At 72.0% G+C, this 14306-nt stretch carries 11 protein-coding genes; all 11 read right to left on the reverse strand.

Going from position 1 to position 14306, the window contains the following annotated elements; genetic code table 11:
- Positions 1-3: 3 nt before the first annotated feature.
- On the reverse strand, positions 4-660 hold the full coding sequence (gene rpe / locus ACFVU2_RS10400) for a ribulose-phosphate 3-epimerase (RefSeq protein ID WP_387873610.1): 657 nt from the start codon (positions 658-660) through the stop codon (positions 4-6).
- A gap of 9 nt (positions 661-669) precedes the next feature.
- Positions 670-2115, reverse strand: a complete 1446-nt coding sequence (locus ACFVU2_RS10405; RefSeq protein WP_387873613.1) for an RsmB/NOP family class I SAM-dependent RNA methyltransferase — start codon at positions 2113-2115, stop codon at positions 670-672.
- Positions 2112-3026, reverse strand: coding sequence for a methionyl-tRNA formyltransferase (gene fmt, locus ACFVU2_RS10410; RefSeq protein ID WP_387873615.1), 915 nt, complete (start codon positions 3024-3026; stop codon positions 2112-2114). Before fmt ends, ACFVU2_RS10405 begins: the two co-directional genes overlap by 4 nt.
- 80 nt (positions 3027-3106) lie before the next feature.
- Positions 3107-5098: a primosomal protein N' gene (locus tag ACFVU2_RS10415; protein WP_387873618.1), complete on the reverse strand. Its 1992-nt coding sequence runs from the start codon at positions 5096-5098 to the stop codon at positions 3107-3109.
- A 2-nt stretch (positions 5099-5100) separates the two neighbouring features.
- Complete coding sequence (gene metK, locus ACFVU2_RS10420) at positions 5101-6294, reverse strand: methionine adenosyltransferase (RefSeq protein WP_387873621.1); 1194 nt, start codon at positions 6292-6294, stop codon at positions 5101-5103.
- Positions 6295-6332: 38 nt separating this feature from the next.
- Positions 6333-7616 carry a bifunctional phosphopantothenoylcysteine decarboxylase/phosphopantothenate synthase gene (locus tag ACFVU2_RS10425; RefSeq protein ID WP_387874434.1) on the reverse strand — a complete coding sequence of 428 codons (1284 nt, stop codon included), beginning with the start codon at positions 7614-7616 and terminating at the stop codon, positions 6333-6335.
- 78 nt (positions 7617-7694) lie between these two features.
- Complete coding sequence (gene rpoZ / locus ACFVU2_RS10430) at positions 7695-7952, reverse strand: DNA-directed RNA polymerase subunit omega (RefSeq protein WP_387873623.1); 258 nt, start codon at positions 7950-7952, stop codon at positions 7695-7697.
- 108 nt (positions 7953-8060) lie between these two features.
- On the reverse strand, positions 8061-8987 hold the full coding sequence (gmk, locus tag ACFVU2_RS10435) for a guanylate kinase (RefSeq protein ID WP_387873626.1): 927 nt from the start codon (positions 8985-8987) through the stop codon (positions 8061-8063).
- Complete coding sequence (pyrF, locus tag ACFVU2_RS10440) at positions 8980-9852, reverse strand: orotidine-5'-phosphate decarboxylase (protein WP_387873629.1); 873 nt, start codon at positions 9850-9852, stop codon at positions 8980-8982. Before pyrF ends, gmk begins: the two co-directional genes overlap by 8 nt.
- Positions 9849-13127, reverse strand: a complete 3279-nt coding sequence (carB, locus tag ACFVU2_RS10445) for a carbamoyl-phosphate synthase large subunit (RefSeq protein WP_387873631.1) — start codon at positions 13125-13127, stop codon at positions 9849-9851. The genes pyrF and carB overlap by 4 nt, the downstream gene beginning before the upstream one ends.
- Positions 13127-14305: a glutamine-hydrolyzing carbamoyl-phosphate synthase small subunit gene (carA, locus tag ACFVU2_RS10450; RefSeq protein ID WP_387873635.1), complete on the reverse strand. Its 1179-nt coding sequence runs from the start codon at positions 14303-14305 to the stop codon at positions 13127-13129. Before carA ends, carB begins: the two co-directional genes overlap by 1 nt.
- Between the last annotated feature and the right edge of the window lies 1 nt (position 14306).

Raw genomic sequence — 14306 nt, forward strand, 5'->3', positions numbered from 1 at the left:
CCGTCAGTGCGCGTGCGCGGCCACGGCCGCCCGGAGTCCGGCGATCTGCTCCGCGGGCTCGCCGCGGAACACGCTGGAGCCCGCTACGAAGGTGTCGGCTCCGGCCTCGGCGGCGATGACGATGGTCTCGGCGGTCACTCCCCCGTCGACCTGCAGCCAGACGTCGAGCCCGCGCGCCTCGACCGTCTCGCGCAGCGCGCGCAGCTTCGGCATGGTCTCCGGCATGAACGACTGACCTCCGAAGCCCGGCTCCACGGTCATGACGAGCACCTGGTCGAACTCCGGCAGGAGGTCGAGGTACGGCTCCACGGCGGTGCCGGGCTTGAGGGCGATCCCGGCGCGGGCGCCGATCGCGCGCAGCCGCCGGGCGAGGGCGACGGGCTCGGCCGCCGCCTCCGCGTGGAAGGTGACCGAGTAGGCGCCGAGCTCGGCGTATCCCGGGGCCCAGCGGTCCGGGTCGTCGATCATCAGGTGCACGTCGAGGGGGATGGCGCTGACGTCCTGGATGCGCCCCACCATCTGCGGGCCGAAGGTGAGGTTCGGGACGAAGTGGTTGTCCATGACGTCCACGTGGACGAGGTCCGCCGTGGCGATCCGGTCGAGATCGCGCTCGAGGTTGACGAAGTCGGCGGCGAGGATGCTCGGGTTGATGCGGGCCATGCGTCCAGCCTATTCGGCGCGCTTGGCGAGCAGGGCGATGAACATGGCGTCGGTGAGGTGCCGGTGCGGCCACAGCTGCACCATCTCCTGGTCGTCGGCGAGGTCCAGACGCTCGCCGGCGAGACCCTGCACGACGTCTGCCGTGCCGACGGCCTCGAGTTCGGGATGCCGCTCGAGCGCCGCCGCGACGATGCTCCGCGTCTCGGCGATGTGCGGCGAGCACGTGACGTAGGCGAGCAGACCGCCCGGCGCGAGGGCGCCGACGGCGGAATCCAGGAGCCGGGTCTGCAGGGCGCTGAGCTCCGCGACGTCCTTCGGCTCCTTGCGCCAGCGCGCCTCGGGGCGACGACGCAGGGCACCGAGCCCGGTGCAGGGGGCGTCGAGCAGGATCCGGTCGAACGCAGCGGGGTGCTCGTCTCCGACGACCGTGCCGTCCTCCTCCCACACGGGCACCTCGAGCGGCACGGCCGCGAGCGCCTTGCGGACCAGTTCGGCGCGGGCCGGGATCAGTTCGTTGGCGACCAGGTCGGCGCCGCCCGCCAGTGCCTCGGCCGCGAGCAGGGCGGCCTTGCCGCCGGGCCCTGCGCACAGGTCGAGCCACCGTTCGCCCGGCCGTACCGGGCGCGCGCGCGTCAGTGCGAGCGCCGCGAGCTGCGAGCCCTCGTCCTGCACCCGGAGCCGCCCGCCCGACGATTCGACGAGCCCGAGAGGGTCGCCGCCGTCTCCGGTGAAGCCGACGGGCGAGAAGCGGTCCGGACGCGAGCCGGACGGCGCGTCGACCAGCCCGGGGAGCGCGACGAGGTTCACCCGCGGGGCCGCATTGTCGGCGTCCAGCAGGGCTTCCAGCTCGTCCCCGCGGCCCTCCGCGACCAGCGAGCGCCGGAACGCCCGGATCACCCAGGTGGGGTGCGAGGTGAGGGCGGCCAGCCGGTCGTCCTCGTTCTTCGCGTCGGCCGCGACGCGCTCGCGCCACTCCTCGGGGGTGTGCCGACCGATCTCGCGCAGCACGCCGTTCGTGAACCCGGTCGCGGATCGGCTGCCGACCATGCGGGCGAGGGCGACGGACTCGTTGACGGCCGCGTGCGACGGGATGCGGGTGGAGAGCAGCTGATGCGCTCCGAGCCGGAGGACGTCGAGGATGGGTGGGTCGATGCGGTCGACGGGGCGGCCGGCGGCCTGCTCGATCACGCGGTCGTAGTAGCCCTGCATCCGCAGCGTGCCGTAGGTGAGCTCGGTGGCGAGCGCCGCGTCGGCCGTGGAGAGGCGGGCGCGCGCGATGCGACCGGGCAGCAGGAGGTTGGCGTAGGCGTCGGAGTCGCTGACCGCGGCGATGACGTCGTAGGCGACCTGCCGGGCGGGCTGGACGGCGGGCGGAGCGGGGCGGTTCGTCCGGGGGCCGTTCGTGCGGGGGCGGTTCGTGCGGGGGCGGTTCGAATCGGGGCGACGGTCGCTCACGAGAGCACCGCCTCTCCCGCGGCGCCGCGCCACCAGTCGGCGGCCGCCATGGCCCGCTTGCCGGCCGGCTGCACCGTCACGAGCTCGAGCGGGGTCGTCCCCGTGCCGACGAGTACGCGCCGATCGTGCAGCCCGATGCTCCCCGGTGGCAGCGCGCCATCGGCGGCCGGGGCGCGGCGGGCTTCGGCGATCTTGAACCGCTCGCCGTCCAGCAGCGCGAAGGCGCCGGGCTCCGGGGTGACGCCGCGCAGTCGCGCGTAGACCTCGTCGGCCGGGCGGGTGAAGTCGAGGTGGGCGTCGTCGAGCACGAGCTTCGGAGCGAGCGTGGGCACGCCCGCCTGGGGCCGCGCGACGGCGGTGCCGTCCGCGAGGGCATCCACGGTCCCGGCCAGAAGGTCCGCGCCCGAGAGGGACAGCGCCTCCAGGACTTCTCCGGCGGTCTCGTCAGGGCCGATCGGGCGCTGCAGCTCGGAGAAGACGTCCCCGGCGTCGAGGGCGGGCACCAGCTGGAACACTACGGCGCCGGTCTCGGCGTCGCCGGCGATCACCGCGTGCTGCACGGGCGCGGCCCCGCGCCAGCGTGGGAGCAGGGAGAAGTGGAGGTTGATCCAGCCCAGCCGGGGAAGGGACAGCAGCGGCTCCCGCACCAGGCCGCCGTACGCGACGATGACGCCGAGATCCGGCGCCAGCGCTGCGACCCGCTCGGTGACCTCGTCGCCCAGGCGGTTCGCCTTTATCGTGGGGAATCCGAGCTCCTGCGCGGCACCGGCCACCGGCGACGGCGTGAGCACGCGCTTGCGACCGAGCGGGGCGTCCTCCCGGGTGATCACCGCCGCGATGTCGTGCCGTGCCGCCAGGGCACGCAGCGAAGGGAGGGCGACGGCAGGGGTGCCGGCGAAGACGAGGCGCATGCGAAGGTTCTTCCGGAGGGTGGGCGGAGCGGGTGGACCGCCGTCGAGTCTACCCGCGACCGTCGGAGGATCCCGGGTCGTCAGAGGATCTCGGGGTCGTCGAACCGGACCCGGAGCGTCGGCGCCGGCCGGAAGCCGCCCCGGCCCGCGGGAGCCTTACGACGCCTGGTCGCGTTGCGCACGACCGACGCGCGCACGGCCGCCGCGACCTCGGCGCCCCGCGCGTACTCGAAGCGCAGGATCCCGCGCACGAGCCGGTCGTCCACGGCCGCCGGCCCGAGCACATCGATCAGCAGGTCGGGGTCGACGGCACCGATCACCCCCTGGACCGCCTCCGCCGTCCCCGTCACCGACGCGAGCCGGACCGCGGGCGGGAACCTCAGCTCGCGCCGATCGGCGAGCTCCGCCCGGGCGAAATCGACCAGCCGACCGGTGGCGAACGCACGCGCGAGCGGACCGGACACCCCGACTAGCACCGTGGGAGCGCCCGCGGCAGCCAGCGTCGCGGCGCTCGACCACCAGCGCAGGCAGTCCTCCGCGACGTGCAGCGTCTCCCGGGCGAGCATCCGCTCGCCGTCGAGGAGCAGCACGGCCTGGTAGCCGCCTTCGGCGATCGGCTCGGCCCCCCGGGTCGCCACGACGAGGGCCGGCGCTGAACCGATCCGCTGCACCGGGTGCTCGCCGTCCGCCAGGACGACACGGACGCCGGGGAACGCCCGCCCCAGCTCCTCCGCCGTCCGTCCCGAGCCGAGGCTGACCATCCGGAACCGGCGGCCCTCGCAGCGCTCGCACTGCCACTCGGTCGCCAGGGCTCCGCACCACCCGCACGACGGCGTCGCGCCCGCATGCGTCTGCCCCAGCGGACCTTCGCAGCGGTTGCACCGGGCGGCCTGACCGCAGCTGACGCACGCCAGTTGCGGCACGTAGCCGGGACGGCCGACCTGCACCAGTACCGGCCCGGCGGGCCGGCCGCTCTCCCCCGTCAGCGCCTCCCGGGCGGAGCGCCAGGCGAGCGAGGGGATGCGGGCGGCCCGGGCGGCGTCCTCCGTGGCCTGCTGGTTCGCCGTCAGCACGACCTTCGGCGACACCGAGCGTTCGGGTGCGACGTCGCGGAGCCAGCCGAGCTCGACGAGTCGCTGGGTCTCGACGCTGCGCACCAGCCCCGAGAGCACGAGCGCGCAGCCTTCGAGCTCCTGCCGCACCAGTGCAGCGTCGCGAGTGTGGACGTACGGGCTCAGCGGCTCGGCGTGGAGCGGATCGCTGTCCTCCCAGACCACGATCAGCCCCAAGCGCTCGGCGGGCGCGTAGACCACCGAGCGGTTGCCGATCACGATCCGCGGACCGCCGAGGGCGGAGAGGAACGACCGGTACCGGTCGGCATTGGCCTGCGACGCGTCGGCACGTACGACCGCCTCCGCCGGGGCGATCGCTCCGAGCGCCGCCGCGAGCTGCTCGAGGTCGCGATGGTCCGGGACGGCGACGATCGCCGTGCGCCCACCAGCCCAGCACGCGGCGGCGAGGGTGGCGAGGGTGACGGCCCACTCGCCGACCCACGTGCCGTCCGGCAACGGGCTGAGGCGCGGGATGGCCTGCAGCGCGAGACGCTCGTCCCGCGCGACCGCGGCCTCCAGCACTCCGTCTCCGTAGCCCCGGACAGCGAGGGCCGGCGGCCGGGGCGCCGGTGTGCGCTCGTCGTCGGAGAGCGCGAGCCAGGCCTTCTCTGCACGCACCATGCGCGACGGCACCGCGAGACGGAGGATGTCGCTCGCCGTCCCGGCGCTCCGGTCCGCGAGTCTGCGCGCGAGAGCCCAGACACCGGGGGTCAGCACCGGGACCGGCGAGACGACCGTCTCGATCGGGCTCAGCGTCCCCTCGTATCCCTCTGCGGGGTCGGCGAGTTCGACGAGGTATCCGTCGGCGATGCGTCCGGCCGTCCGCAACGGAACCCGCACCCGTACCCCCGGGACGGCGTCCGCGGCGAGCTCGTCGGGAACGGCGTAGTCGAAGAAGTGATCAAGTTGCGGGAGCGGTGAGTCCAGGACGACGCGGGCGATCCGGCCGGCCGCCGCCACCGTTACAGCCCCGCGGCCGACCGCAGGTCGTCGACGCGGTCGAGCCGCTCCCAGGTGAAGTCGGGGAGCTCGCGGCCGAAGTGACCGTACGTCGCCGTCTGCGCGTAGATGGGCCGCAGCAGGTCCAGGTCGCGGATGATCGCGGCCGGGCGCAGGTCGAAGACCTCGCGGATCGCGGCGATGATGCGGTCGTCGGGCACGGTTCCCGTGCCGAAGGTCTCGACGTAGAGCCCGACCGGCGCCGCCTTGCCGATCGCGTAGGCGATCTGGAGTTCGAGTCGGTCGGCGAGCCCGGCCGCCACGGCGTTCTTCGCCGCCCAGCGCATCGCATAGGCCGCCGAACGGTCGACCTTCGACGGGTCCTTGCCCGAGAAGGCCCCGCCGCCGTGACGGCTCGCTCCGCCGTAGGTGTCGACGATGATCTTTCGACCGGTGAGCCCGGCGTCGCCCTTCGGACCGCCGATCTCGAACCGGCCGGTCGGGTTGATGAGCGTGCGGATGTGCGAGGTCTCGAGCCCCGCCGCGTGCAGGACCGGCGCGATGACCTCCTCGATCACCTCGGCCTGCAGCTGCTCGTTCGACACCGACGGCGCGTGCTGCGTCGAGAGGACGACGGTCTGCACCGACTTCGGCACGATGCCCTCGTACCCGACGGTGACCTGGGTCTTGCCGTCCGGACGCAGGTAGTCGAGGGTCCCGTCCTTGCGGACCGCGGCCAGTCGCTCGGAGAGACGGTGCGCCAGCCAGATCGGGAGGGGCATGTACTGCGGGGTCTCCGTCGTCGCGTACCCGAACATGATGCCCTGGTCGCCGGCGCCCTGGCGATCGAGGTCGTCCTCGCTCTGCTCGGAGCGCGTCTCGAGCGCGTTGTCGACGCCCTGGGCGATGTCCGGCGACTGCGCGCCGATCGAGACCGAGACGCCGCACTGCGTGCCGTCGAAGCTGACGTCGGACGAGTCGTAGCCGATCTCGACCAGCTTGTCGCGCACGAGTGCCGGGATCTCGACGTAGCCGCGGGTGGACACCTCGCCGGCGACGTGCACCAGGCCGGTGGTGACCAGCGTCTCGACCGCGACACGGCTGTTCGGGTCGACGGTGAGCAGCGCGTCGAGGATGCTGTCGGAGATCTGGTCGCAGATCTTGTCCGGGTGTCCCTCGGTGACCGACTCGGACGTGAAAAGGCGCAGATCTGCCATTGTTCTCCTAGGGTCCAGCGGGGGCGTCGCGACAGGCGTCAGGCGATGACGTCGAGGATACGATCGGCCACCGACAGCTTCGTGCCCGAGGCCTCCATCACTATATCTCCGCCCTTCCGCAGGACGACGACCTCATTGCTCTCCGTTGCGAAGCCCTGTGTCCAGCCCACCTGGTTGAGCACGAGGAAGTCGCAGCCCTTCGCGGCGAGCTTGCCGCGGCCGAGCTCGATCAGGGCGGACGGGTCGGGTTCGGTCTCGGCGGCGAAGCCGACCAGGACCTGGCCCTCGCGCGCGCCCTCCGCCAGCCCGGCGAGGATGTCGGGGTTCGCGACGAGCTCCAGGGTGAGCGTCTCCCCCGCCTCCGACTTCTTGATCTTCGCGTCGCGCGTCTGTGCCGGGCGGTAGTCCGCGACGGCCGCCGTCATGACGACGATGTCCGCCGAGCGTGCGGCCGCGACGACCGCCTCCTGCAACTCGAGCGCGGTCTGCACCTCGACCAGCTCCACGCCCTCCGGCGGGTCCACCTCGAGGTGCGCGGCGATCAGGACGACCTCGGCGCCACGGGCCAGAGCCGCACTCGCGAGCGCGACGCCCTGGCGCCCGCTGGAACGGTTGCCGAGGAAGCGCACCGGGTCGAGGGGTTCGCGCGTGCCGCCCGCGGTGATGACCACGCGGCGTCCGGCCAGGTCGACCCCGCCCCGAGGCAGGCGCGCGGCCTCGTTGGCGCGGCGGCGCTCGGAGAGCACCACCACGTCGGCCACGGGCTCAGGGGCGGGAGCAGCGGCCGGCCGCGGCGACACACCCGCTGCTCGCAGTGCGGCGCGGGCGATGACCTCGGGCTCCTCCATCCGGCCCGGGCCCGAGTCGGCTCCGGTCAGCTGACCGCTCGCCGGACCGACGATCGTGACGCCACGGGCGCGCAAGGTCGCGATGTTCGCGACCGTCGCAGCGTTGCGCCACATCTCGGTGTGCATCGCCGGGGCGATGACGAGCGGGGCGGTGGAGGCCAGGACGGTGTTGCCGAGGAGGTCGTCGGCGATGCCTGCGGCGAGCTTCGCGATGGAGTTCGCGGTCGCCGGGGCGATCACGATCAGGTCGGCGGACTGCCCGATGGCGACATGCCGCACCTCGGCGACGCCCTCGTAGAGGTCGGTGGCGACCGGGTTGCGGCTGATCGCCTCGAGCGTCGGCCGTCCCACGAAACGCAGCGCGGCCTCCGTCGCGACGACGTGCACCGAGTGCCCGTCGAGGACGAGCGCCCGGATGACGCCCACCGCCTTGTACGCGGCGATGCCTCCGGTCACTCCGACGACGATGGTCAAACGTGCGCTCACGGCGCCACCCCCTCAACGGCAGAGTCCTGCTGCGGCCGGGCCGTGCCCGGCGATGTCGTTGCTCTGTTACTCGGCGATCGGCTTGACGACGAGCTTGTCCTCGTTGATCTCGTGCATCGCGACCGACAGCGGCTTGTCGTCGACGGACGAGTCGACCAGCGGGCCGACGTTGTCGAACAGGCTGCCCTCGTGCAGGTCGGCGTAGTAGTCGTTGATCTGGCGGGCGCGCTTCGACGCGAAGATCACGAGGGCGTACTTCGACTCCACCTTCGCGAGCAGGTCGTCGATGGGCGGGTCGATGATGCCGTTGTTGCTGGTTGCCATGCGGAGGGACTCCTTCAGCTGTTCTGTGGGAAGGCCGTGGTCGGCCCGGGTCGTTCTGGGCGGTCGACGTGAGGCGACCGGCGCCGGGTGCGGCGCGACGAGAGCGGTCTACGGACGAGACGGCGCCGCGCGGACCTTCATCAAGTCTACGACCTCGCGGGCGGCCTCGGCGACGTCGTGGTTCACGACGCGGTGATCGAACTCGTCCTGGGCGGCCAATTCGACCTTCGCGGTCTCCAGACGGCGCGCCTGTTCGGCGGAGTCCTCGGTGCCGCGGCCGATCAGCCGGCGCACCAGTTCCTCCCAGGTCGGCGGCAGGAGGAAGATCAGCCGGGCCTCCGGCATGCTCTCCCGCACGCTGCGCGCGCCCTGCAGGTCGATCTCGAGCAGCACGCTCCGTCCGGCGTCCAGCGCCTTCTCGATCGGGCCGCGCGGGGTGCCGTACCGATAGGCGTTGTGCACGGTCGCGTACTCGAGGAGCTCGCCCTCCTCGATCATCCGGTCGAACTCCTCGTCGTCCACGAAGTAGTAGTTCACCCCGTCGACCTCGCCCGGGCGCGGCGCGCGGGTCGTGGCCGAGACGGAGAGGAGCACGTCCGGGTAGTTCTCGCGGATGTACGTCGAGACCGTGCCCTTGCCGACCGCCGTCGGGCCGGCCAGCACGACGAGCTGGTTGCGCTGGCGCCCGGCCTTGTTCTCGCGCTCGATGAGGAAGTCGCGCAGGCGCAGACGCTGGTGCCGCCCGAGGCCGCCCAGGCGCTTGGCGGGCGAGATGCCCAGCGCGGAGAGGGCCTCCTGCATCTTGGTGGTCCCGATCGCGGGCACGCTGAGCAGGAACTCGGTCACGCGCAGGCGCCCTTCGACGCCGTCGGGCTGCGCGGTCGCGTGATCGAGCACCGTGAGAGGCGACACCTCGCGCGATGCGATCGACCGCTTCACCGCGGCGCGCGCACGGCGGGCGGCGACGGCGGCCTGCGAGGCGGCGAGGCGGTCCACCTCGGGCGGCGCCGGGCGGCGGGAGACGGACTCAGCCATGGCTGACGCGCACCTCCTGGGCACGGCGCGACACGGCATCGGCGAGGCCGCCCGGACCGGCGGCCAGCAGGCCGCGCGACTCGCTCACGATCACGCCGGGCGCGAACGCTCCGAACAGGCGCGGCGCGTCCTCGACGCGGGCTCCCTGATGGCCGAACCCCGGCGCCAGGACGGGGACGGCGGGGGCGGAAGGGGCATCGACCGTGTCGATGCCGTAGGCCGCGAGGTCGACGGTCGCGCCGAGCACGAGCCCGACGGTGCCGTAGGCGTGCTCCGGCTGCTGCTGGTTGAACGCGTGCACGTCTTCGATGATCGCACGGGCGACGGTCATCCCCGCATGCCCGCCGGAGGCGACGACCGCCTGCTGCAGGGAGGCGGCCTCGGGATTCGACGTCGCCGCGAGCACGAACAGGCCCTTGCCGTGCTGCTCGGCGAGCCGCATCGGATCGGCGAGCGACCCGACTCCCTGGAAGGCGGAGACGGTCAGCGCGTCGGCCTCCAACGGAGATCCGGGAGTGAGCCACGAGTCCGCGTACGCGGTCACGCTGGTGCCGATGTCGCCGCGCTTGGCGTCGGCGATCACCAGCAGGCCCGCTGCGCGTGCCGCGGCGATCACCTCCTCCAGAGCCGCGTAGCCCGCGGAGCCGTACCGCTCGAAGAACGCCACCTGCGGCTTGACCAGCCCGGCCCGGCCCGCCGCGGCCTCGACCGCGATCAGGCCGAACTCGCGCACGCCCGCGGCCGAGGCCGGCAGGCCCCAGTCGGCGAGCAGGTGCGCGTGCGGGTCGATGCCGACGCAGAGGCGCCCGCGTTCGGCGAACGCCTCCGCGAGGCGATCGCCGAACGCTGCGACGGCTCCGCTCATGCGCGCGACGCCCGCTGGAGGGCGTACTCCTGCAGCGACGTCACCTCGAAGCCCTCGCGCACCGCGTCGAGCGAGGCCACGGCCGCGCTCAGCTCGGCGATCGTCGTGAACAGCGGCTTGTCCCCCGCGACGGCCGCCGCACGGATCTCGTAGCCGTCGGCGCGGGTGGTGCCGCCGCTCGGGGTGTTGATGACGACGTCCACCTCGTTGCGCGTGATCAGGTCGACGATCGAGTCGTCCTGCGATTCGCTGTACTTGCGGACGACGCTCGCGGCGATCCCGTTGCGGTTCAGCACCTCCGCCGTTCCCTCGGTCGCGAGGATCTCGTAGCCGAGCTGCTTCAGCCGCAGGACGGGCAGGACGATGGCGCGCTTGTCGCGGTCGGAGACCGAGACGAAGACCGTGCCGGTCAGCGGCATCCCGCCGTAGGCCGCCGCCTGGCTCTTCGCGAACGCGGTCGGGAAGTCCTTGTCGATGCCCATGACCTCGCCGGTCGAGCGCATCTCCGGGCCGAGCACGGAGTCGACGATCTTGCCCTCGCGGGTGCGGAAGCGCTTGAACGGAAGCACCGCCTCCTTCACGGCCACCGGCGAGTCCATCGGGATGACCGAGCCGTCCTGCTCCGGGAGCAGACCTTCTGCGACCAGCCCGTCGACCGTGGCGCCGACCATGATGCGCGACGCCGCCTTGGCCAGCGGGATGCCCAGCGCCTTCGACACGAACGGTACGGTGCGCGACGCGCGCGGGTTCGCCTCCAGCACGTAGAGGACCCCGGCGCCGATCGCGAACTGCACGTTCAGCAGGCCGCGCACGCCGATGCCCTCGGCGATCTTGAGGGTCGCCTCGCGGACGCGGTCGATCTCCCGGCGCCCCAGCGTGATCGGAGGGAGGGTGCAGCTCGAGTCGCCGGAGTGGATGCCGGCCTCCTCGATGTGCTCCATGACGCCGCCGATGTAGAGGCGCTCCCCGTCGTACAGCGCGTCGACGTCGATCTCGATCGCGTCGTCGAGGAAGCGGTCGACCAGCAGCGGGTGGGACGGGCCCACGATCCCCTGCCCGGCGACCCGCTCGAAGTAGTCGGCCAGCGACGGGGTGTCGTAGACGATCTCCATCCCGCGGCCGCCCAGGACGAAGCTGGGGCGGACCAGCACCGGGTACCCGATCTGCTCGGCCGCCTGGGCCGCGCTCGGGAAGTCGACCGCGGTGCCGTTGCGCGGGGCGAGCAGGCCGGCGTTGTCGAGGATCTCGGCGAACAGTCCGCGCTCCTCCGCCAAGTCGATCGCCTCCGGCGTGGTGCCGAGGATCGGCACGCCCGCCGCTTCCAGGCCCTTCGCGAGGCCGAGGGCGGTCTGGCCGCCGAGCTGCACGACGACGCCGACGAGCTCGCCGGACTGCGACTCGGCGTGGATGACCTCGAGCACGTCTTCGAGCGTCAGCGGCTCGAAGTACAGACGGTCGCTCGTGTCGTAGTCGGTCGAGACCGTCTCGGGGTTGCAGTTGATCATGATCGTCTCGAACCCGGCGTCGTGCAGCGCGAAGGACGCGTGCACGCAGGAGTAGTCGAACTCGACGCCCTGGCCGATGCGGTTCGGGCCGGAGCCCAGGATGACGACCTTGCGCTTGTCGCTCGGGGCCACCTCGGTCTCCAGGTCGTAGCTGGAGTAGTGGTAGGGCGTCAGCGCCGGGAACTCGCCGGCGCAGGTGTCGACCGTCTTGTAGACCGGGCGGACGCCGAGGATGTGCCGGACCTCCCGCACATCCGCCTCGCCGAACCCGCGGAGCTCGCCGATCTGCGCGTCGGAGAACCCGTGGTCCTTGGCGTAGCGCAGCGTGTCGGTGTCGAGGGTGTCCGCGTCGCGGATCTGCTCGGCGACCTCGTTGATCAGCACGATCTGGTCGATGAACCAGGGGTCGATCTTGGTCGACTCGAAGACCTGCTCCGGCGTGGCGCCGAGGCGCAGCGCCTGCTGCACGTCGACGATGCGGCCGTCGGTGGGCGTCCGGATGGACTCCAGCAGCTCCTCCACCGTGCGGGTCTGAGCGCCCCAGTGGAACGACGAACCGCGCTTCTCGAGCGAGCGGAGCGCCTTCTGCAGAGCCGACGAGAAGCTGCGGCCGATCGCCATCGCCTCGCCCACCGACTTCATGGTGGTGGTGAGCGTGGGGTCGGCGGCCGGGAACTTCTCGAACGCGAACCGCGGCACCTTCACCACGACGTAGTCGAGGGTGGGCTCGAAGCTCGCCGGGGTGACGCCGGTGATGTCGTTCGGGATCTCGTCCAGGCGGTAGCCGATCGCGAGCTTCGCCGCGATCTTCGCGATCGGGAAGCCGGTCGCCTTCGAGGCGAGAGCCGACGAGCGCGAGACGCGGGGGTTCATCTCGATGACGATGATGCGCCCGTTCTCCGGGTCGACGGCGAACTGGATGTTGCAGCCGCCGGTGTCGACGCCCACCGCGCGGATGATGTCGATGCCGATGTCGCGCAGCTTCTGGTACTCGCGGTCCGTGAGCGTGAGCGCCGGGGCCACGGTGATCGAGTCGCCGGTGTGCACGCCGACCGGGTCGACGTTCTCGATCGAGCAGACGACGACGGTGTTGTCGGAGGTGTCGCGCATGAGCTCGAGCTCGTACTCCTTCCAGCCGAGGATCGACTCCTCGAGGAGCACCTCGCTGGTGGGGCTCTGGTGGATGCCGTCGCCGACGATGCGGCGCAGCTCGTCCGGCGTGTACGCGAAGCCCGAGCCGAGCCCGCCCATCGTGAACGACGGACGGACGACGAGCGGGTAGCCGAGGTCCTCGGCGAACTCGAGCGCCTCCTCCACCGTGTGCGCGATGTGGGAGCGCGCGACCTCGGCGCCGGCCTCGATGACCAGCTCCTTGAAGATCTGGCGGTCCTCGCCCTTCTGGATCGCCTCGAACTTTGCGCCGATGAGTTCCACGCCGTACTTCTCGAGGATGCCGTGCTCGTGCAGCTGCATGGCCGCGTTGAGCGCGGTCTGGCCGCCGAGGGTCGGAAGGATGGCGTCCGGCTTCTCCTTGGCGATGATGGTCTCGATGACCTGCCAGGTGATCGGCTCGATGTACGTGGCGTCCGCGAAGTCGGGATCGGTCATGATCGTGGCCGGGTTCGAGTTCACCAGGATGACGCGGACGCCCTCCTGCTTGAGCACACGGCACGCCTGCGTGCCGGAGTAGTCGAACTCGCAGGCCTGCCCGATCACGATCGGGCCGGAGCCGATGACCAGGACGGATGAGATGTCGGTGCGCTTGGGCATCAGGCGCCGGCCTCCTTGGTGGGCTCAGCGTCGGTGGTCTCGCGACCGGTGATCATGCTGAGGAAGCGGTCGAAGAGGTAGTTGGCGTCGTGCGGTCCGGCCGCCGCCTCGGGGTGGTACTGCACGCTGAAGGCGTTCAGGTCGAGGCAGTTGAGCCCCTCCACCACGTTGTCGTTGAGGCTGAAGTGGCTGACCTCGACGCGGCCGAAACCGGCCGGGGAGTCGAACTCGGCGTCGATCGGCGCCTTCACGGCGAAGCCGTGGTTCTGCGCGGTGATCTCGACGCGGCCCGTGCGCTTGTCGAGCACGGGCTGGTTGATCCCGCGGTGGCCGAACGGGAGCTTGTAGGTCGAGAGCCCGAGGGCGCGACCCAGGAGCTGGTTGCCGAAGCAGATGCCGAAATACGGCAGCCCGGCGCGCAGGGTCTCCTGGAGGAGCGCCACATGACGGTCGGAGGCCTGGGGGTCGCCGGGGCCGTTGGAGAAGAACAGCGCCGAGACGCCGAGGTCGAGCACATCCTGCGCCGACACCTGCTGCGGGAGGACGTGGACGTCGAGCCCGCGCCCGGCGAGGTTCTCGAGGGTCGACTTCTTGACGCCCAGATCGAGCACGGCGACCGAGCCGACCTTCTCGCCCACGGCGGGCAGCGTGTACGGCTCGACCGTGGACACCTCCGCCGACAGGTTGCGTCCGCTCATCGCCGCCCCGCTGCGCACCAGCTCCAGCTGCTCGCTGTCGGAGAGCTCGAAGTCGGCGCCGGAGAAGATGCCGGAGCGCATCGCACCGGCAGAGCGGATGTGGCGCGTCACCGCGCGGGTGTCGATGCCGCTGATGCCGACGACGCCCTGGGCGACCAGGTCGTCGTCGAGGCTGCGCTGGGCGCGGTAGTTGGACACGATCCGGCTGGGCTCGCGCACCACGTAACCGGAGACCCAGATCTGGCGGGACTCCATGTCCTCGTCGTTGGTGCCCGTGTTGCCGATGTGGGGTGCCGTCATGAGGACGATCTGCCCCGCATACGACGGGTCCGTCAAGGTCTCCTGGTAGCCGGTCATGCCGGTCGAGAAGACCGCCTCGCCCAGCGTCCGGCCCACGGCCCCGTAGGCCCGGCCCACATACCGCTTCCCGTCTTCGAGGACGAGCACCGCCCGTCCTGCTGTCACGTCGCCTGCGGCCACG

The organism is Leifsonia sp. NPDC058194 (assembly GCF_042883605.1).
In the GTDB taxonomy this organism is placed as follows: domain Bacteria; phylum Actinomycetota; class Actinomycetes; order Actinomycetales; family Microbacteriaceae; genus Leifsonia.